The sequence below is a fragment of the Pedobacter steynii genome (assembly GCF_001721645.1).
GTDB classification, from domain to species: domain Bacteria; phylum Bacteroidota; class Bacteroidia; order Sphingobacteriales; family Sphingobacteriaceae; genus Pedobacter; species Pedobacter steynii_A.
In genome coordinates this window covers 920234-942812 of the sequence record NZ_CP017141.1, presented here as the reverse complement: position 1 = coordinate 942812, position 22579 = coordinate 920234, and the positions used below count along the sequence as shown (strand labels likewise).

Sequence of the window (22579 nt, the reverse complement as noted above, 5' to 3'; positions counted from 1 at the left end):
TAACCGCCTCTACTTTCCTGGCACATTCTATTCTCCGAACCAAATTAAATCAATATGAAATATAATTTTACCAGATTTTTTTCGATGTACAGCTGTTGGCTATTGCTGCTGGTTTGCATTGGTAGTGTAACTTCGCTTAAGGCTCAGACTGCCGGGCAACGGCTCACTGGTGTGGTCATTGACAGCGCCGATAAAGCGCCGATTCCAAATGCATCTGTGATCATAAAGGGCACGAAGCAGGGAACCCAGACGGACAATACCGGAAGGTTTATCCTGGATGTTTCAGGAGAGGGAGCCACACTTGTTTTCTCTTACGTGAGTTACAAGCCCCGGGAAATGTATGTTCAGAAAGGCAAACCCGTAACCGTAAGGATGGTATCTGCTCAAGACCGTCTGGAAGAGGTGGCGATTGTAGCTTATGGTACACAGAAGAAAAGCAGTATGGTGGCTTCAATTACCACCGTAGATCCAAAGGAACTAAAGGGCCCTACCTCAAATCTGACCACCATGCTTGCAGGGCGTATTGCCGGGATGGTAGCTTATCAGCGAAGTGGCGAGCCGGGTATGGACAATGCTTCTTTCTTTATCAGAGGGGTAGGTAGTTTCGGCGCCGGTAAAAAAGATCCTCTGATCCTTATTGATGGAATGGAATCGACAGGAACTGATCTTGCCAGACTGCAGCCAGATGACATTGCCGGTTTTTCGGTACTTAAAGATGCAGCAGCCTCTTCGTTATATGGCGCAAGAGGAGCAAATGGTGTGGTATTGGTGACCACCAAACAAGGTGACATCGGTGCGGCTAAATTTAATGTCAGGTTTGAAAACTCATTGTCGTCCAACACCAGAAATTTCAAATTTGCAGACAACATCACTTATATGAACCTGGCAAATGAAGCGGTTTTAACAAGAGATCCTAAAAAAAGCCTCCCTTATCTTCCTAATAAAATTGACCATACAGCAGCTGGAGATAATCCCTTACTCTACCCCAACAACAATTGGATAGAGCAGTTGATTAAAGATTATACCAATAACCAGCGCTTCAATATGAATGTTAGCGGGGGAGGAAATACGGCCCGCTATTATGTTGCCGGAACCTATAATGTAGATAATGGCATTCTAAGAACCGATAAGACGAATAACATCAATAACAACATTAAGATTAAGAATTATGCGGTGCGCTCTAACGTGAATTTAAAGCTTACACCAACTACAGAGGCTATCGTGCGGACTTCTGCACAGTTTGATGATTATACAGGTCCCGTTGGTGGCCGCGATGAATGGGGGAACCTGATCAATGGAGGTGCGGCGGTATTTCAAACGGCATTGTGGTCCAATCCGGTGATGTTCCCTGCCATATATCCGGCAGAATATTCGCCTTTTTCAAAACACCCTCTGTTTGGAAATGCTTTTATAGGCGATTCCCAAAACATGTACATCAATCCGTATGCAAGGATGGTTTCGGGTTATCAGCAATACAATACCTCAACAGTAAATGTCCAGCTGGAACTAAAACAGGACCTGAAGGCAATTACCGAGGGACTGTCGACCAGGTTAATGGCTTATACCCAGCGTTATTCGTACTTTGATGTAGCCCGTAGTTTTAATCCATTTTTTTATAATCTGACTGTTATTCCCGGAAGCACCGAGCGCATTCTTTCTTCTTTAAATCCGGAAGGAGGAACTGAATTTTTAAGTTACAATGCAGGAAACAGAAACCAGAATACCACCACCTATGGAGAGCTTGCGGTTAACTACAGCAGAACATTCCAGGAAAAACATGCGGTGACAGGGATGCTGATCGGTATCCTTAGAAATTACCTTACAGCCAACGGTGGGGATTTACAAGCCTCATTACCCTCAAGAAATCTGGGCGTTTCCGGAAGGCTGACCTATGCTTATGATAACCGCTACCTTTTCGAAGGTAACTTCGGGTACAATGGTTCAGAGCGTTTTGCTGCCAATCACCGCTTTGGTTTCTTCCCTTCGGCAGGTGTAGGATGGAACGTTTCTGAAGAGAAATTTTTTGAACCACTTAAATCCGTCATCACCAGACTTAAACTTAGAGGTACTTACGGTTTGGTTGGAAATGACCAGATCGGAAGGTCTCAGGACCGGTTTTTTTACCTTTCGAATGTTGATCCGAACAGTGGTGGCAGGGGATATACCTGGGGTGATAAATGGGACTATTACCGACCTGGTTATTACATCAGCAGGTACGAAAATTATGAAATTACCTGGGAAAAGGCCACTACTACAGATCTTGGGTTTGACCTGAATTTCAAAAACGGGCTATCGATGATCTTTGATTATTACAAATCAATCCGCAGCAATATTTTAATGGGCAGGTCCAATATCCCCAGTACAATGGGCTTTAATACCGAGGTGCAGGCCAATGTAGGTAAAGCCAAAAACGAAGGCTTTGACCTGGCATTGGACTACAATAAAACCTTTGGTTCTAATTGGTGGATACAGGCCAGGGGTAATTTTACTTATGCCAAAAATGAGGTCATGGTTAATGAGGAACCAGACTATCCTGAAGGCTTAAAACATCTGTCCAAGTTAGGCTATCCTTTTGAACAAAAATACGGTTTGATTGCGGAACGTCTGTTTGTAGACGATATTGAGGCCAGAAACTCACCAACACAGAATTTTGGTGGATTGATCCCTACTATGGGTGGAGACATCAAATACCGGGACATCAACGGAGATGGTCAGATTACTGATAAGGATAAAGTGCCGATTGGTTTATCAACAGACCCCGAAATTATCTATGGTTTTGGATTTTCCTTAGGATATAAAGGGTTTGACGTAAGTACCTTCTTTCAGGGATCTGCCCGCTCTTCTTTCTTTATCGACCCGGGAAACATTACCCCTTTTGCACTGAATGGTTCTTACCAAAATGGATTACTTAAAGCGATTGCCGACGACCATTGGTCAGAAGACAACCGGAATTTACATGCTTTATGGCCAAGACTTACTGACGGGTTCAACAATAACAATAACCAGTTTTCTACCTGGTGGCAACGTGATGGCAGCTTCCTGCGGTTAAAATCTGTTGAAATTGGATACAACTTACCCAAAAAAGCACTTAACCGCTATAAATTATCCAGTTTAAGATTTTACTTAAATGGCAGCAACCTGGCCGTATTCAGTCCCTTTAAATTATGGGACCCGGAAATGGGATCAAAAGGACTTGGATACCCTGTTCAGGCAGTATACAATATCGGTCTGAATCTTGGATTTTAATTAACTGATAAAGAATCATCATGAAAACAAAAATATTTATTATACCGGTTTTAGTGCTTCTATTTAGCCTGAATGCCTGTAAAAAAAGCTTTCTTGACGTCGTTCCGGATAATACCCCTACGTTAGATAATGCTTTCACTATGCGTAATGAAGCCATTAAATACCTGGCTACCTGTTATTCCTACCTACCAAATGATGGGGAGCCCACACAAAATATTGCCTATATGGGCGGAGATGAATTCTGGCTGGACTTTCCTTCAAGAAGTATCAATGCCACCAACTGGGCTATGGCCAGAGGAAACCAGAGTGTAGTAAATCCCCTGGTAAATTATTGGGATGGCGGCATGTTCAATGCGATCCGTGACTGCAATATTTTCCTGGAAAATGTGAGTGACCTGAACAAAGTACGGGACATGAATATGGATGAACGCAATCGCTGGCTCGGGGAAGTAGAGTTTCTAAAAGCTTATTATCATTTCCTGCTTTTCAGACATTACGGGCCAGTGCCTGTTATCGATGTTAACCTTCCGGTAAATGCGCCGATTGAGCAAACCAAAGTTAAACGCCAGCCTGTGGATTCTGTGGTGAACTATATCGTGAACTTACTGGATAAGGCCGCAGCAAAATTACCCAATAATGTAATGATCCCGGCTACAGACCTCGGCCACATTACCAAGCCAATTGCCTTAAGTATTAAAGCCAAGGTATTGTTATATGCAGCAAGCCCACTGTTTAACGGAAACCGGGATTATACTGGTTTTAAAAATCCGGATGGTCAGCAGTTGTTTAATCAGACGGTTAGTCCGGCAAAGTGGAAAAGGGCAGCTAATGCGGCCAAAGAGGCTATTGCCGCCGCTGAATCAGCAGGGATTAAGCTGTATACCTTTCCAGGAGCGACCTTTCCACTTTCGGCTACAACGATGAGGGAAATGAGCATCAGAAATGCAGTTACCGAAAAATGGAATTCTGAGATCATCTGGGGCAACCCCAATTCAAGGACCTGGCAGCTGCAATACTCTTCTATGGCCCATATTGATCCGGCTTTTTCCGGCAACAACAGTGTACATGGAACCTTAGGCCCGCCCATGAAAATTGTGGAGCAGTTTTATACTAAAAACGGTGTTCCGATTGAGGAAGATAAAACACTGGATTTCTCTAACAAAGCACAATTACGGACTGGAACAAACAGCGAACGCTATTATATCGTTGAAAATTATCAGACTGCAAGGATCAATTTCGACAGAGAGCCGCGATTTTATGCAGACCTGGGCTTTGATGGCGGGAAGTGGTTTATGGAAAGTAACAGGGGGGATGACAACGCTTTTTCCGCCCAGCTTAAACTGGGGCAGTATGGCAGCGGTTTATCGATCACGGTGACCACCTACTATCCTAAAAAATTAGTAAACTGGAAGTTTGCTTTTAAAGAAGGAAACAGCAACCATATAGAAGAATATCCTTTTCCAATGATCAGGTTAGCGGACCTTTATTTAATGTATGCGGAAGCCTTAAATGAAGCAGAGGGACCTTCCCCAGAAGTGTATCTCTACCTGGACAAGATCAGGGAGCGTGCCGGATTAGAAGGTGTGGTTGATTCATGGAGCAAATATGCTGTTAATCCAAATAAACCTTCAACTCAACAGGGCTTACAGGCAATTATCCGCAGGGAACGGAATATCGAGATGTCGTTTGAAGGCAGCCGATTCTGGGACCTTCGCCGCTGGAAACTGGCCGCACAGGAACTGAATAAAAATATAACGGGCTGGGACAGGGATCAGGATAAAGATCACCCCGAATTATTTTACAGGCTAACCAATATTTATACGCAGCGTTTTATCGCACCAAGAGACTATTTATGGCCTATCAGAGAGAACAATTTATTGGTCAACCCGAACCTTGTTCAAAACCCGGGATGGTAATTAAATGTAGGACAAACATCAAATAGATTTTAATATGAAAAGAAATAAATATATCGCATTCCCTGTTTTGTGTACGCTGTTTGTGCTGTTTTCCTGTAACAAGGCAGAGATCAACGGGATTTTGGAAGACAATCAATCGGCCCCGGGGCAGGTCAGCAATGTGCGTGTAGAAAATCAGAATGGCCAGGCGAAAATCAGCTATACCTTACCAAATAATAAAGACCTGCTCTATGTTAAAGCAGTATACGGTATCGCTAACGGGCAGCAGAGGGAGATCCTGGCTTCCGGCTATACCAATAACCTGATTGTAGACGGGTTTTCGGATACCAATCCGCATGAGATCAAATTATATGCAGTTAACAAAAGTGAAAAAGCCTCTGAACCGGTTTCTGTGACTGTTACTCCTCTGATTGCTCCTTTCAGGCTGATTTTTAATGCGCTAAAAGCCAGCGCTACTTTTGGCGGAGTCAGGGTAAATACCATCAACAAATTCAAGGCAACTGTAGCCATTGTTCCCTTATTGGATTCCCTGGGGAACGGAGACTGGGCTAACCTGGAAAATGTTTATACACAGGATTCTGTGATCAGCGCAAGCATAAGAGGGCTGAAACCAAAGCCTGGTAAATTTGCTTTTTATGTGCGGGACAGGTGGTTGAACCGTTCTGATACTCTGGTGATGAACCTGACACCCTTAGAAGAGAACTTGTTGAACAAGGATCTGTTTGAGGAAGTCAGGCTGCCGGGAGATGCTGAATACATGTACAATACTACTTTGAACATGATGTGGGATAAAAGAACAAACCTGGGGTCATGGCCTTGTGTGTATACTCAGGAAAGCGCCGGTAGTCCGCAAACCGTTAGTTTTAGCATAGGTAAAGAAGCAAAATTGAGCAGGATTGTGATCTATCCGAGAAGGGAAGCCGGTTATTATGACAAAGGAAACCTTAGAGATTTTGAGGTCTGGGGTTCTAATAATCCTAATCAGGATGGAAGCTGGGCCAGCTGGACCAGGCTGATGACCTGTAATGTCATGAAACCTTCCGGATCACCGTTGGGTACCGATACCGGGGCAGATGAAGCTTATGGTAAAGCAGGCTGGTCATTTGATTTTCCTGAAGATGCGGTTAAATACAAGTACTTAAGGATAAGAAATCTCAAGAACTGGCGAAGCAGCTATTTTATGGAAATTGCTCAGGTATCAATCTGGGGGGTGTATTAATTGATTTTAGCTTAGAAATATGAAAAAGATAAATAAAACCATCGGTATACTGGGGCTTGCTTTAATGATCACAGCCTGCCAGAAAAAAGATGATTATAAAAAATATACGGAGCATGGTGAAGTGGTTTATCCTGCTAAAATTGATTCTTTAAGAATACTGTCCGGGAACGGCCGGATTAAAGTCTCCGGGGCCTTAAATGCGGATCCGAAGGTAGTCAGGTTCCGGGTATTCTGGAACAGTAAACAGGATTCTGTTGACGTACCGGTTAACCGTACCGGAGGAGTGGATAGTGTGAATTACATTATCAGCAATCTGGAGGAAGGTCCGATGAGTTTCGAGGTACGCACGTATGACTCAGAGGGACACATTTCAGTGCCTATGAATGTGGTTGGGAATGTATATGGGGAACGTTACCGTTCGGCATTAAATAACCGGGCAATCCTGAGTACAGAATTTAATACCCAGGGAGAAGCGAAACTTAAATTCCAGGATATTACTGCTGAAGGCGGAACCGTTGGCATGCAGATCCGTTACCGACATACCGACAATACTACTCATGATACCCTGATTGTTGCTCAGCTGAAAGATCAGGTGGTGACTTTGCCTAAATTTAAAGGTAATCCGATAGAGTACCGGATCATTAATAAACCAGATCCATTGAGTATAGACCGGTTTTTCTCGAACTACGAGACCATTTCTTTGAAAGGAGAGATCAGTGCAATTTATCTGAAAAATAACATGGTACCTTTCCAGAGATCGGCTTACGATAATAACAGGTGGGGAGATCTTGCAGACTGGGTAACCAATACTGCCATGAAGAACCACAATGGTATGGGAGGATATGCCAGCGACAACGATGGCATCATAAATATTGAGGCAGGATGGGGTTCGAGTGCCATTATAAATGGAAAAATCTATCAGACCATCACCTTGCCTGCTGGTAGATATTCATTCACAAGCGAACTATCTGACAATAATTACGATGGTGATCCGCCTGCGTATATCGTAGCTGCACCGGGAACCGGAATTCCAGATGTAGACCAGTTGGGAACAGCCCTGGGCAGTACTGCAGTTAAAAATAACAGATTTGAATTTGAGTTAAAACAAACAACGGTAGTTTCTTTGGGAATGGTGGTCTCATTTAATACAGATCATTATATGAAAATCAGAAGTTTAAGGTTGTATGCCTTATAATTATATTGCCTGATCCCCTGTCAATTTGCTAAATTGACGGGGGATTAGTATTGAACCACACACACAAATTGAAATAATGATCTTAAACAAAAAATGCCTGCTTACAACGGCATGTCTGGTTACTGCTTTAGTCAGCTTTGGTCAGAACAAAAATTTAAAGCTATTTTATACCCAACCCGCTGCACAGTGGGAGGAAACACTCCCCCTGGGTAACGGACGTTTAGGAATGACCCCTGACGGGGGGATTTCCAAGGAAAAAATAGTGCTTAACGACATTACGCTTTGGTCTGGCAGCCCGCAGGATGCCAACAATTATGATGCTTATAAAAGCCTGCCTAAAATAAGACAGCTGATCCTGGAAGGAAAAAATGACGAAGCCCAGGACCTTGTCAACAGAGATTTTGTTTGTAAAGGCCCTGGATCCGGTGGCCCGCAATGGGGAAAGTATCAGACTCTTGGTGCTTTGGAACTGGAATTTACCTATAAAGGAATCTCCGCTGCTCAGCCGGAAGTTAAACAATACCAACGGGAATTGTCTTTGGATCAGGCTGTAGCCAATTGCAGGTTTAACGTAAATGGGGTAAATTATAAAAGAGAATACTTTACCAGTTTTGATGATGACCTGAGTGTGATCCGTTTAACTGCAGATCAGCCGGGTCAGCTCAACCTCCGGATTCTGTTGAACAGGCCCGAGAAATATGCCGTAAAAACAGTAGGGCATGAATTACAGATGTCCGGGCAACTGGATAATGGAACCGATGGTAAAGGAATGCAATACCTGACCCGGGTAAGTGCCCGGCAAAAGGGAGGTACGCTTAGTGCCGATCAGCACTCGCTGCTCATTAAAGATGCTACAGAAGTGGTTATTTATGTTGCTGCGGGAACAGATTTCAAAAGTTTTCCCTTTCAGGAAAAAACAAAACAGGTTCTTGCAGCTGCGCTTAAAAAGCCATATGAATTGCAAAAAAGCAGACATATGGCCAACTACGGCAAGCTGTTTAAAAGACTGAGCATCGACCTGGGTGAAGGTGCATCTGCAAAACTTCCTACCAATATCAGGCTGGACGGCTTCTACAGGAACTTTGAGGCTGATCCTTCTCTTGCTTCCTTATTCTTCCAGTTTGGAAGGTATTTAAGTATCAGCAGTACCAGGGTGGGATTGCTTCCACCTAATCTTCAGGGCTTATGGGCCAAAGAAATAAATACCCCATGGAACGGTGATTACCACCTCGACGTGAATGTGCAGATGAACCACTGGCCTGTAGAAGTAGCTAACCTTTCTGAACTAAACCTGCCTCTGGCAGAACTGGTGAGGGGATTGGTAAAACCGGGACAGAAAACTGCAAAAGCGTATTACAATGCGAATGGCTGGATTGCCCATGTGATCACGAATGTCTGGGGCTTTACAGAACCCGGGGAAAGTGCCTCATGGGGTGCTTCCAATGCCGGATCAGGATGGTTATGTAATAACCTCTGGGAGCATTATGAGTTTAGTCAGGATTTAAAATACCTGAAAAGTATCTATCCGATATTGAAGGGCTCTGCAGAATTTTATAAAAGTGCACAGATCAAAGATCCAAAATCCGGCTGGCTGGTTACTTCTCCTTCCGTATCTCCCGAAAATTCTTTCTATCTACCCAATGGAAAAACGGCGAGTATATCAATGGGGCCAACCATCGACAATCAGATTGTAAGGGAGCTATTTGGGAACGTAATCAAAGCCTCAACACGCTTAAATATCGATGCTGCATTTAGAGCAGAATTGCAGGAAGCGTTAAAATCGGTGCCACCAGCAGGTGTGATCAGCAAAGATGGGCGCATTCAGGAATGGCTGGAAGATTATAAAGAAACAGACCCCCAGCACAGGCATATTTCTCATTTATACGGTTTATATCCCGCTTCGCTGATCAGTCCTTTTTCTACACCTGAACTTGCTACTGCGGCAAAAAAAACGCTGGAGGTAAGGGGCGATGACGGCCCAAGCTGGACCATAGCTTACAAACTACTTTTCTGGGCAAGACTGCAGGATGGAAACCGGGCTTTTAAGTTATTGAAGGAGATCCTGAAACCAACATTAAGGACCGATATCAATTACGGTGCAGGAGGAGGGGTATATCCCAATATTTTGTCGGCGGGCCCGCCTTTTCAAATTGATGGTAATTTTGGTGCCACCGCGGGTATTGCGGAAATGCTTTTGCAAAGCCATGATGGTTTTATTGAGTTGTTGCCTGCTTTGCCGGATGCCTGGAAAAAGTACGGAAATGTAAAGGGCTTTAAAGCCCGGGGAAATTTTACCATTGACATGAGCTGGAAAGATGGCAAAATTACCAGTTACCGGATTGCATCTCCAATGGCGAAAAAAGTTAAGGTAAAACTGAACGGCGAACTGAAAGAAGTTATCGCTCAGCGTCTTTAACTATCCCGCTGACCAAAAGCAATGATATGCTTATGCTCGCTTTATAATTGCTAAAAAAAACAATCATATTACAATGAAAAATAAATTACTTTCCTGTTTGTTCCTCCTGGTCTTTTTTCTGAGTCAGGCTCATGCCCTTACTTTTAAATTTGGCAGGACTGGAAAAATCATCTACGACTTGAAATCAGGAACTTTTAATGTCTATCAGAATTCCGATGAATTCCTGAAAAACGGGTTTTCAACCGTTAAAGAGAGCGATAAGGTCTATAGTTCAAAAGATTATTTAACAAGGAATTATACCAGTATTCAGATTTCAGATCAGTTTGGAAAAGGGATAAGACATACCATTAACCTTAGTGCTGCCGGAAAGCCGGATATGAGGCAGATCTTTTACACCTACGATCAGCTGCCTTATTTTTTAGTGGAAATCGAAGTTTCAGGAACGAGTGTCAGCAGTAATGAAATGATTCCTGTTCAGGGCATTATTCCTGTTTTGAAGGGCGTCAAAGCACTCAGGAGTGTGTTCGTTCCTTTCGATAATGACACCTTTATCAGCTATAATTCAAAGCAGCTGTCGAAAAATGAACAACAGATCAGTTCAGAGGTCGCCGCCATTTACGACAACAGTTCATTCAAAGGCCTGATCTCCGGATCAGTAAACCATAGGGTTTGGAAAACAGGTACCGTTACGGGGATCGACAGCGCAGGTAATACCTTTATCAGGGTACAAGCTGGTTTTACAGAAAAAAGCATCACCAGGGATACCATTCCTCACGGTGCATTAACAGGCAATGTGGTTAAATCTCCGAAGGTTTTTTACGGCCTATTTGACGATTGGAGAATGGGTATGGACGCCTATGCAAAAGCAAACCGAACTGCAGAACCCCCGATTGTGTTTAAGTGGAAGCATCCGACCCCTTTGGGATGGAACAGCTGGGGCGTGATGCAGGAAAAAATTTCCTTTGATAAAATCGTAAAGGTCACGGATTTCTTTGCAGACAGTCTGAAAGCTTTCAGAAGTGAGGGTACCTTATATGTCGACCTGGATTCCTTTTGGGACAATATGCTGAAAGGTGGATTGGAAGGGGATTATTCAAAGCTAAAGGAATTTGCAGATTACGTTAAAAAACGAGGATTAAAACCGGGTATTTACTGGGCCCCTTTTACAGACTGGGGTTTTAAATCGGGCGGCGATAGAAGGGCAGAAGGCGGAAATTACAAATTTGGGGAACTATGGACCAAAGTGGGCCCGGGTTACCACGATATTGACGGCGCCAGGGCGTTAGATCCAACGCATCCGGGTACCCGGCAAAGAATTGCCCTCGTGATCGGGAAGCTCAAAGAATGTGGCTATGAAATGATCAAAATTGATTTCCTGGGACATGCGGCTATAGAATCTGATCATTTTTATGATCCAAAAGTTACCACAGGAATGCAGGCTTATGATCAGGGGATGTCCTTTTTACTCAAACAACTGGATGATAAAATGCTGGTCTATGCAGCCATTTCACCAACCATGGCCTCAGGCAGGTATATTCATGTGAGAAGGATCGCCTGCGATGCTTTTAAATCTATAAGAGATACGAAATATACGCTCAACAGCCTTAGTTATGGCTGGTGGCAAACCCATTTGTATGACTATATGGATGCAGACCATGTGGTACTTGGAGCGGAAAGTATCGGTGCGAATAGGGCGAGAACGCTTTCAGCTATTGTTACGGGCAGTTTTATCGTTGGAGATGATTTTTCAGCGAAAGGGCCATGGACCGGACGTGCAACAGAACTGTTCCAGAATCAGGCATTATTGTCAGTTATTAAAGATGGAAAATCCTTCAAACCAGTTGAAGCGGATAAAGAGGCCTCGGAAATGTTTGTTAAACAATCAGGTAATACGCGTTACCTGGCTATTTTCAATTATGGAGACAAAGAAAAGAAGTTTGTGATTAATGCGGCTGCTCTCGGCTTAAAAACCTTTAGCGGATACCAGCTGGAAGATCTTTTTACCCATAAATCCGGAGCTTCGGTTAATCATGCTGAATTTGTACTGCCTGCCGGTGATGCCACACTAATTAAAATAACGAAATAATTATATAAGCTATAAAACCATTGATAATGTTTAAAGTCCCATTGAATACTACCTTCATCCCTTTCTGTTTACTACTGCTTTTCTCTGCTTCCATTCCGCTTAAGTCTGTAGCACAATCAGTGGTCATCCCTATCGAAACACAAAACAATGCATTGGTTCTGCAAACAGATACCAATAAGCATCTGGGGACCATTTATTTCGGTAAGAAATTAACAAACAACAAAGAATATTTACAGGTTCCAGCTTTGTACAAGCAGACTTCAGATTATACAGGTGTTCTCAATTCTGCCTATACCTCGTCTGGTTCAAGGAATCTGGTCGAACCTGCCATCAGCGTAACCCATGCAGATGGGAACAATTCCCTGGACCTGAAATATGTAAGTCATGATTTAAAGCAAATTGACAATAATGTTTCCTTGCTTAGCATTGTTTTAAAAGATCCGGCATACAATTTCTCGGTTACACTCTACTATAAAACTTATTTTAAAGAAGATGTGGTAGAACAATGGAGCTCCATTCAGCATCAGGAAAAAGGTGAGGTGACCTTACATAAATTTGCTTCTGCAAATCTGTATATAAAAAGTGCCGGTTATTGGTTAAATCAATACCATGGAGATTGGGCCAAAGAGATGCAGGCCGAAGAATCGAAACTCACACATGGCATAAAAACGCTGGACAGCAAATTGGGTACAAGGGCCAATCTGTTCCAGCCATCAGTGTTTATGGTCTCTCTAGGGAAACCTGCAACAGAAGATGAAGGAACTGTTTTATTTGGTTCATTAGAATGGAGCGGTAATTTTCGGACTGATCTGGAAGTTGACTTTCAGGACAACCTGAGGATTCTTTCCGGCATCAACAACTATGCTTCAACCTATACCTTAAAGCCAAAGGAGGCTTTTGTAACGCCGGTATTCCTATATACTTTGTCTACAGGCGGAAAAGGTCTGGCGAGCAGGAACCTGCAGCAATGGGCGAGAAACTATAAATTGTTAGATGGAAAAGGTACCCGCTTAACGCTTTTAAACAATTGGGAAGCTACTTATTTCGATTTTAATGAGAGCAAACTTGCCGGTCTGCTAAAAGACACCAGGAAACTGGGGGTAGATCTTTTCCTCCTGGATGATGGATGGTTTGCCAACAAATATCCCCGTAATGGTGATGTTGCCGGATTGGGCGACTGGCAGGAAAATAAAAAGAAATTGCCAAATGGAATCTCTTCTCTGGTTAAAGAGGCACAAAATAATGAGGTGAAATTCGGAATCTGGATAGAGCCTGAAATGGTGAACCCTAAAAGCGAATTGTACGAAAAACATCCGGATTGGGTCGTTAAACAGCCGCAAAGAGAAGAGCATTATTTCAGGAACCAACTGGCGCTTGACCTCAGCAATCCGAAAGTGCAGGACTTTGTTTATGGGGTGGTAGATGGGCTGTTTACCAAGAATCCCGATCTGGCTTATATTAAATGGGATTGTAATGCGGTAATTTATAATGCGCATTCGGCAACGATTAAAAACCAAAACCATTTTTATATAGAATATGTAAAAGGCTTATATAAAGTGTTAGAACGGATCAGGGCAAAATACCCTAAAGTACCCATGATGCTTTGCTCCGGTGGCGGTGGCAGGGTAGATTATGCCGCGCTGCAGTATTTTACCGAATTCTGGCCAAGTGACAATACAGATCCCTTGGAACGTATTTTTATGCAATGGGAATATTCCTACTTTTATCCGGCAATCGCGACTTCAAACCATGTGACGGACTGGGGTAAACAACCGATAAAGTTCCGTACGGACGTTGCAATGATGGGTAAACTGGGATTTGATATTGTGGTTAGTAAACTCAGTTCAGATGAACTTAAATATTGCCAGGATGCGATAAAGAATTACGATGCACTGAAAGGGATCATCTGGCAGGGAAATCAATACCGCTTGTCCAACCCAACAGAATCGAGCGTTGCTTCTATGCTTTACCTGGATGAAAACAAATCGTCAGGCGTTATCTTCAATTACCTTGTAAATTACAGGTATGCGGTAAACAGCAGTTCGCCTATTCTGTTAAAAGGACTCGACCCTGCAAAAAGATACAAAATCCAGGAAATAAATCTTTATCCCGGTACAAAATCGAGCATTAAAGGGGAAGCAACCTATACCGGCGACTTTCTGATGAAAGCAGGATTTAATCCAGATGTAAATTCATCAAGAACAAGTGTGGTTTTAAAAATTGAAGCTGTAAATTAAGCCCTGTTAAAAACCAATCATGACTATGAATCTTAAAAAGAAAATCCAGCAAAGGCTTTTGTCCCTTACCCTATTTTCTGTAATGCTTTGTATCAGCAACTTTGTTCAGGCAAAAGTAAAGCTGCCTTCTATATTTAGCGATTACATGGTTTTCCAGCAAAAGACGAAGGCTGTGGTTTGGGGTAAGGCTGATCCTGGAAAAACGATCAGCATCAGTACCACCTGGAGCAGTGCGCGTTATACTTCAAAAGCAGACGAGCTTGGCAACTGGAAGATTTTGGTGGCTACCCCATCTTATGGCGGGCCTTATGCAATGACGATCTCTGATGGAGATCCATTGATCTTAATGAATATCATGATTGGTGAAGTATGGGTTTGTTCCGGACAATCTAATATGGAGATGCCTTTGGCGGGATGGGGAAAGGTAAATAATTATGAGCAGGAAATTGCAGCGGCTAAATATCCGGATATCCGGTTATTGCAGGTTGATCACGTGACCAGTAATTCTCCTTTGAATGATGCTAAGGTTGCCAATTCAGGATGGAAGCCCTGTAATTCTCAATATGTTGCCGAATTCTCTTCTGTGGCTTATTTCTTTGCCAGAGAGATCTATAATAAAACCAAAGTACCGATTGGATTAATACATACCTCATGGGGCGGTACGATTGCCGAAGCATGGACCAGTGGCGCTACGCTTAAAACAATGCCTGATTTTGTGGAAGCGGTCCACAAAATTGAAAATTCGGAAAAGGATAAAAGCGGTTCCAGCCTTGAGCAGCAATTGGCCAGCTGGCAACAGTTAGTGCTTGCAAAAGATACAGGTCTGGTAGCGGGCAAGCCAGCCTGGATTGCCAACTCACTGGATGTTTCTTCATGGAAGGTGATGTCATTGCCAACAGAATGGGAACAGGCGGGAATGCCTGGATTTGATGGAGTAGTCTGGTTTAGAAAAAACATTACCATTCCACAGGCCTGGGAGGGCAAAGAACTGACCATTAACCTGGGGACCATTGACGATAATGACATTACGTTTTTCGATGGTGAAAAAATAGGGGAGACGGAGGGCTATAATAAACCACGGAGCTATACCATTCCGGCAAATAAAGTAAAGGCCGGAACGTTTGCACTGGTAGTCAGGATCTTTGATGGCTCTGGTGGTGGTGGGATTTATGGTAATAAGGACGTGATTTCTCTTGTTTCTGAAGGCGGGTCGCGTTTTTCCCTGGATGGAGAATGGCAATATAAAGTGGGCCTGAACCTCAAAGATATCCCCCCAACACCCGCATTGAGTACTGGTCCCAACCGAACCACGGTGTTATACAATGCCATGATTCATCCCTTCCTGCAGTTCCCGATAAAAGGGGCTATCTGGTATCAGGGGGAGAGCAATGCAGACCGGGCACATCAATACCGTACACTTTTTCCAGCAATGATCACAGACTGGAGAAAGCAATGGGGAATTGGAGATTTTCCTTTCTATTTTGTACAGCTGGCTAATTTTATGAAGGTAGATGAAAAACCGGTGGCTTCTGCATGGGCGGAATTAAGAGATGCACAGCGCGGAGCACTTTCCCTGCCAAATACCGGAATGGCGGTGTCTATCGACCTCGGTGATGCAGGAGATATCCACCCAAAAAATAAGCAGGACGTGGGCAAAAGGCTGGCTTTAATTGCGCTTGCAAAAACCTATGGTATTAAGGTTCCTTATACCGGACCCGTGTACCAGTCTGCTAAAATAGAATCGGGTGTTGTTAAACTGAATTTCACTGCAGCTGAAGGATTAAAAACCAGTGATGGTGCAGAACTGAAAGGCTTTGCTATTGCCGGTTCAGATCAGAAATTTCACTGGGCCAAAGCAGAAATCAAAGGAAATCAAATTGTGCTGAGCAGTAAGGAGGTTCCTGAACCGGTTGCGGTAAGGTATGCCTGGGCCAATAATCCGGTATGTAACCTGGTAAATGGCGTCGGACTTCCTGCATCCCCATTCCGGACAGATAAATGGGCTGATAGCACGAAGTAATTACCTGGCTGCTGAAAGATAAAGCGGGGAGAATAGCAGGAATAGCAGGATCATGATGAGCAGGAGGAGACCGTTTACCCAATGGCGGTACTTCCAGGGTTTGAGGTCAACAACCGGTTTGTTCTGTGCTACATATGCCCTTTCCATCGGATATAGTTTTCCGATGATCAGCATGATGACTGAGGTGAGGACAAAAAGAATGGCAAGTACATGCAAAAAATGGATGCCGGTATCAAAAACCATTTGTGTGAGTATGTATCCGGTAAGGCAAAATGCCAGACCTATTTTTGCCGCAATTGGTGGAACCTTTTTGGTGACAAATCCGACAAACATGATGGTAAAGATGGGGATGCTGAATGCCGCATTGATCTTCTGCATAAAAGTATAAAAGCTGTCGCTTGAAAAAAGGAACAGGGGGGCAATGAACATGGCCAGTAATGAGGCAAACATCTCGAACCGTTTGGAGGTCTTCAGCAAATTCTTTTCAGTAACAGGAATGCCCTCTTTCTCTTTAAAAGGCTTGTACAGATTTAAGATGAACAAGGTGCTTGCACTATTAAGACCGGGAGAGAAGGAGGTGATCGCTGCACCGAAAATAACTGCTGCAATAAAGCCGCTTAGCACAGGAGGGGATACCTCACTTACTACCCTGGAAAATACTTCGGTTGTATTTTCCATGCTTTGGTACATATGAACGGCAATAATCCCTGGTAAAATAAAAAGTAAAGGACCCAGCAGTTTTCCTGCACAGGCAAGCGCAATCCCCTTCTGACTGGCCTCCAGGTTGGAAGAGGCCAGGGCTTGTTGTACAATAACCTGTTCCGTGCCCCAGTAGAACAGATTCATTAAGATCATACCCGTAAAAATGGTAGAAAATGGAATGGCATCGCCGGCAGTTCCGATGGAATTGAGGTGTTCTGTCTTTGAGGAGAGTATGGTGTGTATGCCGTTCTGTAAATCGCCATTGCCAACGTATTTTAATCCGAAATAGGCCAGCAATAAGGCCCCGCTGAACATGCAGACGCCTAATACAAGATCCGAAATCACAATGGCTTTTAATCCGCCGAGAATGGAGTATAAACTGCCGATCAGTCCGATACACCAAACCAGGATCCATATGCTGGCACCATAACTAATATCCCAGATATCTGAAAAATGAAACAAACCATTTAATGCTACAGCACCGGTATACAATACAATCGGTAATAGATTAACCATATATCCAATCAGGAAAACAATAGATACCAGTTTCTTGGTTTGCGAATCGTACCTGTTTTCCAGAAAATCAGGTGTAGTAGACATGGCTCCCTTTAAATAAACAGGGATTACAAATTCAGAAACAATGAGCATGGCAAATACGGAACTTATGCCCCAGGCCATTACTGTCATGTTGTTGAGGTATACGGATTCGCTGTTGCCTACAAATTCTGCAGCACTGATATTGGTGAAAAATAAAGCGGTACCGACTGCAGTGAAGCTCAATTTTCGGTTTGCTAAAAAGAGTCCCGCAGAGGTGGTTATTTTATGTCTTCGGGTCTTCACCCAGGAAATCAAAGCAACCAGAAAGGTGACGATAATAAAGGTGGCAAAAGCAGTAATGTTCATTTATAAGGAGGCAATGATAGCTGATATCTTTTACTAATATAGCCAAAGAGTTTTATCTATTTGATTGCTTTAGCCTCTAAATTATCTATACTGGCCAATGCATCATAAGCTCTTACACCAATAGACCCGCTTTTGAATTCATTATCGGTCACAGAGAAGACAGGTTTTACAGCGTTGTTAAAATACACTTTGATCTCGGCACCTTTGGCTGATATCATGACCTTATAGGCTTTTCCTGTTTTCAGTTTTTGTTGTTCCGTAGCCAGCACTGTCCATTTTTGATTTGACGATTTGCCCAGCTGGATCTGGCCGGAATCTGCATTGATGCCTAAATAGTATCCATTATAAGCTTCGGATCCGATCACATGATCGGTCACTCTGAATATCAATCCGGCATCACCCTTAGCGTCCAGTTGTACCGTTGCTTTGTAACTCAGGTCAGAAAAAAAGGTGTTTCCGGCAATGGCTTTAGATCCATGTATCCCGTATCCCCAGGAACCTTTGTTAGATGCAGCATGGATGGCGCCATCTTTAATAAACCAACTGCCACCGTATAAAAGCCAGTCTTTAAGCGTTGCTTTGCTGAAATTCTCTTTAAAGGTTTTTCCTGCTTTTTCCGGAACTCCGATAACCGGAAAATTACTGATCCTGATATTTTCTGATCCAAATGGGGTAAGTGTAATTTCTTCTGTTTGTTCTGATGAAGCTACCGGAGTTCGGGGCACTTCAAGCGCATGCATTTTGTTGTATGCCAGAGTCCAGGAAGGGATTTTTTTTGCCGTAACAGTTAGTTTTACAGGGGTGGCAGACTGTATAAAAGGATTTTCCGGCATCGCAGTACGTTGAACTTTAATTGTTCCGGTAAGGTCTTTTCCATTTAAAAACAATCCATAATTCCAGGCAGAAGAGGGAGAAACTTCGTAGTCGAAAAAGCCCTCAACAGGATGCTTTTTCCTGATGCTGTATCGGGCATCCATCTTCAATCCATATACAATTGGCCCGCGTTCTACGGTGACCGAATGATTGACCTGACTGCTGAGTTTTACCTCCATAGGGAAGCGGATGAGTACCTGGTCATCGGTGTTCCATGTTCTGCTAATGGTATAAATCTGACCAGTTTTAACACCAGGCAAAGTTTTGCCATTGATAGAAATCTGAGGGTTTTTGCACCATTCCGGAATGCGTAGTTTTAAGGGAAAGTGGCTTGCCTTTTTCAGATCAACCTTAATTTTGATCTCTTCTTCAAATGGATAATTTGTCATCACCTGAAGTTTTACGGGAACACCCCCCGCTACAAAAGCATTTACCTCAACCGGAGCATAGGCGATTACTGCCAGGCCTTTGTCTGGAGTAACTGCCCAGCTGTTTTTAACGAAGTAAGGCCAACCCATATGCATGTTGTACCTGCAACAGCCCATTCCAGCATAGGGACTTAACAGTAAAGCCCCATCATAATCTTCATCAAAGCCTGAATTGCCATGTTTGCAATACACCTGGTTAGGTTGTGTATAATATAAATGAGATTTAATGTCCCTGCTAAATTGTGCTGGTAGGGTATTAAAGGCTATTTTTTCAAGCCGGTCTCCAAGTTTCGCGTCATGTATTATTCTCGCTGCGGTTTCCAGACTTTGCATCCATTCCACTACCGTACAGGTTTCGGTTCCCTGAAAGGAACTTCTTCCTGCAAGAAATTCAGTACCCGAGGCAATTCCTGTCGACTGCCCATGGTCCCTCATCAAATGATCAATGCCTTTCTGAGTCGCATCTCTGTAAAATGGGGTGTTATTGAGTTGTGAGTAGACTGCAGGGAACTTCAGCGCCTGTCCTACACTAACACTGTGTTTGGTGTGAAAGTCATCTCCGTAATGGTAAAATTGATTGCCGGTAAAAATATTTGCCCATGGATAGGCTTGTGATTTTAATTTTTCTGCCAGTTGTAAGAGCGATTTTTCTCCTGTCCTGTTGTACAGCCACAAGACGATTTCTATATTGTCTGCAGTTCTTGATTTGCTCCATTCTGATAAAGGTTGTTTATCCAGGTTGTCCAGCTGGTATTTAAAGTACCTGCTGAAAAAGCCAATTACCCGTTTGTCGCCTGTAGCTTCATAATAACTTTGTATGGCATACATCATGGGCATTCTTGGCCACCAGTCTTTCATTTTGACTGGCCCAAAAGAGCCATCTGGCTGTTGGTGATCTAATGTCCAGTTGATCCATTTTTCTGATTTTGCTTTTAAACCGGGATCTCCGAGGGTATAAGCAAGTGCAATAAGCCCTTTTACATAATAGGGAGCACGTTCCCAGCTTTCGCCTTTGCCCCCCAGCCAGTCAGAATCTGCCCCAAGATTGCTGCTTTCAGGATAAAGTAATTCCGCATTTCCGGTAGCGCCATCTTTTTGTAGTTCCAGTTGCTTTAACAGCCATCCTTTAGCTTTTATACTACCTAATGGAAGTTGTACATAGGCATCTGTATTTAACGGTATCCGGTTAAATATGTAGGGGCTGCCAGATTCATGCTGAGCAAATAGCCATGATGGAATCATAGCCAGCGCTAAAATCATAGATTTCCTGAGGCTCATAGTCTTATAAATGGTGCATTGTGTGTACCTGTTTTGACGACAAGTTATTGTAAAATACCAGCTATTCTCTGGTGGAGTGACAGATTGATACAATATGAAGAAATTATGATACAGAACTGTAGAGCGATCTAAAGGTAAAAGTCCAATATTTGGTCTTGTTCGAAGCAGACAATTGATTGTTTTACAGACCTGACCAAATTTAAATTTTATGAACAAAATATTATCTGGCGCATTGCTTTTTGTGCTCAGCTACTCTTCACTACATGCGCAGGAAAAAAAATGGGCGTTAACTAAAGATCGAATTGTAACGCCCTGGGCAGAACAGGTGGATCCTAAATCCCCATTGCCGGATTATCCCCGTCCGCAACTTGTGCGTACCCAAAACTGGAAAAACCTGAATGGCTTGTGGAGCTACGCAATTACCCCAAAAAATCAAAATGACCCGGTAAAATATCAAGGTAGTATCCTGGTGCCCTTTGCGGTAGAATCGGCATTATCAGGCGTAACCAAAACCGTAGGCAAGGATAGCGTCTTGTGGTATAAGAACAATATTACTGTTCCGGCTTCCATGAAAAATCAGGAAGTACTATTACATTTTGGAGCGGTAGACTGGCAGGCTGAAATCTTTGTGAATGGCAAAAGTGCGGGTAAGCATGAGGGTGGTTTTGACCCTTTTACTTTTAACATTACCAGTCTGCTTAAAAAAGGCGGAACACAGGAAATAAAAGTGCGTGTATGGGATCCAACCGACGAAGGACCACAGCCAAGAGGTAAGCAGGTAAGGAAACCTGAAGGGATCTGGTACACACCAGTTACCGGAATCTGGCAAACTGTATGGCTGGAAAGCGTTCCGAAAACACATATCGTAGCGACCAGACAAACCCCGGATATTGATGCGAAAACACTGGCAGTACATGTAAATGTGGAGTCTGCGCAACCTGGTGATCAGATTAGAATCACGGCGCTGGATGGTGAAAATAAAGTTGCTCAAAAAGAAGCAGTTGTTAACGAGGCGATTTCTTTAGCCATAGAAAATCCAAAACTATGGTCTGTGAAAAATCCTTTCTTATATGATCTTAAAGTTGAAGTCCTGCGCAAAGGGAAGGTCATTGATAAAGCCAGTAGTTATTTTGCCATGCGTAAATCATCAATGGCCAGGGATAAGAATGGCATTCAGAGGATGTTGTTAAACAATGAGTTTGTCTTTCAATATGGTCCCCTTGATCAGGGATGGTGGCCGGATGGTTTATATACCGCTCCTACAGAAGCAGCTTTGATTTTTGATATCCTGAAAACCAAAGAAATGGGTTTTAATATGATCCGAAAACACATTAAAGTAGAGCCGGCAAGATGGTATTATGAATGTGATAAGTTGGGGATGCTGGTATGGCAGGATATGCCTAGTGGTGATCTTGGCAATCATTGGGAACCCAATCTCGGTACAATGGGAGGAACGGATAAAAACCGTAGCCCTGAATCAGAAGCGATGTATCGTAAGGAATGGAGTAAAATTATGGATGACCTTCATAATTTCCCATCCATTGTGGTCTGGACTCCATTCAATGAAGCCTGGGGGCAATTTAAAACGAAAGAAATTGCGGAATGGACCAAAGCAAAAGACCCTTCCAGATTGGTAAATAGTGCGAGCGGAGGCAATCACGTCATCACCGGCGATATCGTGGATCTGCATCATTATCCGGACCCGAAAATGCCGAGACCAGACCTTTTTGGTCCCACTCATGCTATTGTGCTGGGAGAGTTCGGCGGATTGGGCTTACCGGTATCAGGCCATACCTGGAAAGAAAAAGACAACTGGGGATACCAGTCTTTCAAAACTGCCGATGAGCTTTTTGAGAAATACGATTCATTTATCCGAAGTATTGAAGGTTTAATCAAAAAAGGATTATCTGCAGCAGTGTACACACAAACCACCGATGTGGAGCAGGAAACAAACGGACTGATGACTTACGACAGGGTTCTGAAACTTCCTGAAGCAAAAATAAAAGCGGCGAACGACAGATTGTATCTGGTTACCCCCTAATTTTTAAGATAAACACACA

General features: G+C 43.3%; 11 protein-coding genes. 9 read left to right on the top strand and 2 right to left on the bottom strand.

The genetic code is table 11. The features are described 5' to 3' along the window. The first annotated feature begins 54 nt into the window (after positions 1-54). The 8 genes from BFS30_RS03770 (at position 55) to BFS30_RS03735 (ending at position 16335) form a co-directional block, all read left to right on the top strand. A complete protein-coding gene (locus tag BFS30_RS03770) occupies positions 55-3246 on the top strand; it encodes a SusC/RagA family TonB-linked outer membrane protein (protein ID WP_083251946.1) in 3192 nt (1063 codons plus the stop codon). A 20-nt stretch (positions 3247-3266) separates the two neighbouring features. Then, complete coding sequence (locus BFS30_RS03765; RefSeq protein ID WP_069378043.1) at positions 3267-5162, top strand: RagB/SusD family nutrient uptake outer membrane protein; 1896 nt, start codon at positions 3267-3269, stop codon at positions 5160-5162. A 34-nt stretch (positions 5163-5196) separates the two neighbouring features. Next, positions 5197-6381 (top strand): DUF5000 domain-containing lipoprotein, encoded by a 1185-nt coding sequence (locus BFS30_RS03760; RefSeq protein WP_069378042.1) that lies wholly within the window; start codon positions 5197-5199, stop codon positions 6379-6381. Positions 6382-6400: 19 nt separating this feature from the next. Continuing rightward, entirely contained in the window at positions 6401-7576 is a 1176-nt protein-coding gene (locus BFS30_RS03755) for a DUF4998 domain-containing protein (RefSeq protein WP_069378041.1), read from the top strand. 76 nt (positions 7577-7652) lie between these two features. Continuing rightward, entirely contained in the window at positions 7653-9992 is a 2340-nt protein-coding gene (locus BFS30_RS03750; protein ID WP_069378040.1) for a glycosyl hydrolase family 95 catalytic domain-containing protein, read from the top strand. 73 nt (positions 9993-10065) lie between these two features. Next, complete coding sequence (locus tag BFS30_RS03745; RefSeq protein ID WP_069378039.1) at positions 10066-12078, top strand: alpha-galactosidase; 2013 nt, start codon at positions 10066-10068, stop codon at positions 12076-12078. 26 nt (positions 12079-12104) lie between these two features. Beyond that, positions 12105-14315, top strand: coding sequence for an alpha-galactosidase (locus BFS30_RS03740; RefSeq protein ID WP_069378038.1), 2211 nt, complete (start codon positions 12105-12107; stop codon positions 14313-14315). A 19-nt stretch (positions 14316-14334) separates the two neighbouring features. Then, positions 14335-16335: a sialate O-acetylesterase gene (locus tag BFS30_RS03735; RefSeq protein WP_237028709.1), complete on the top strand. Its 2001-nt coding sequence runs from the start codon at positions 14335-14337 to the stop codon at positions 16333-16335. Here the strand turns inward: BFS30_RS03735 and BFS30_RS03730 are convergent, their stop codons facing one another. Further along, a complete protein-coding gene (locus BFS30_RS03730; RefSeq protein ID WP_069378037.1) occupies positions 16336-17940 on the bottom strand; it encodes a solute:sodium symporter family transporter in 1605 nt (534 codons plus the stop codon). It abuts the gene before it with no gap. 56 nt (positions 17941-17996) lie between these two features. Beyond that, the gene (locus BFS30_RS03725) at positions 17997-20519 is read right to left on the bottom strand and encodes a beta-L-arabinofuranosidase domain-containing protein (protein WP_237028708.1); all 2523 of its coding nucleotides are present in this window, start codon (positions 20517-20519) and stop codon (positions 17997-17999) included. Positions 20520-20727: 208 nt separating this feature from the next. Here BFS30_RS03725 and BFS30_RS03720 point away from each other — a divergent pair, with 208 nt between their 5' ends. Continuing rightward, the gene (locus BFS30_RS03720) at positions 20728-22560 is read left to right on the top strand and encodes a glycoside hydrolase family 2 protein (protein WP_069378036.1); all 1833 of its coding nucleotides are present in this window, start codon (positions 20728-20730) and stop codon (positions 22558-22560) included. Positions 22561-22579: the final 19 nt, after the last annotated feature.

Excerpts from the sequence above, each read along its gene's own strand:
- BFS30_RS03770 (WP_083251946.1), top strand. The coding sequence starts at position 55 with ATGAAATATAATTTTACCAGATTTTTTTCGATGTACAGCTGTTGGCTA.
- BFS30_RS03765 (WP_069378043.1), top strand. The coding sequence starts at position 3,267 with ATGAAAACAAAAATATTTATTATACCGGTTTTAGTGCTTCTATTTAGC.
- BFS30_RS03760 (WP_069378042.1), top strand. The coding sequence starts at position 5,197 with ATGAAAAGAAATAAATATATCGCATTCCCTGTTTTGTGTACGCTGTTT.
- BFS30_RS03755 (WP_069378041.1), top strand. The coding sequence starts at position 6,401 with ATGAAAAAGATAAATAAAACCATCGGTATACTGGGGCTTGCTTTAATG.
- BFS30_RS03750 (WP_069378040.1), top strand. The coding sequence starts at position 7,653 with ATGATCTTAAACAAAAAATGCCTGCTTACAACGGCATGTCTGGTTACT.
- BFS30_RS03745 (WP_069378039.1), top strand. The coding sequence starts at position 10,066 with ATGAAAAATAAATTACTTTCCTGTTTGTTCCTCCTGGTCTTTTTTCTG.
- BFS30_RS03740 (WP_069378038.1), top strand. The coding sequence starts at position 12,105 with ATGTTTAAAGTCCCATTGAATACTACCTTCATCCCTTTCTGTTTACTA.
- BFS30_RS03735 (WP_237028709.1), top strand. The coding sequence starts at position 14,335 with ATGACTATGAATCTTAAAAAGAAAATCCAGCAAAGGCTTTTGTCCCTT.
- BFS30_RS03730 (WP_069378037.1), bottom strand. The coding sequence starts at position 17,940 with ATGAACATTACTGCTTTTGCCACCTTTATTATCGTCACCTTTCTGGTT.
- BFS30_RS03725 (WP_237028708.1), bottom strand. The coding sequence starts at position 20,519 with ATGAGCCTCAGGAAATCTATGATTTTAGCGCTGGCTATGATTCCATCA.
- BFS30_RS03720 (WP_069378036.1), top strand. The coding sequence starts at position 20,728 with ATGAACAAAATATTATCTGGCGCATTGCTTTTTGTGCTCAGCTACTCT.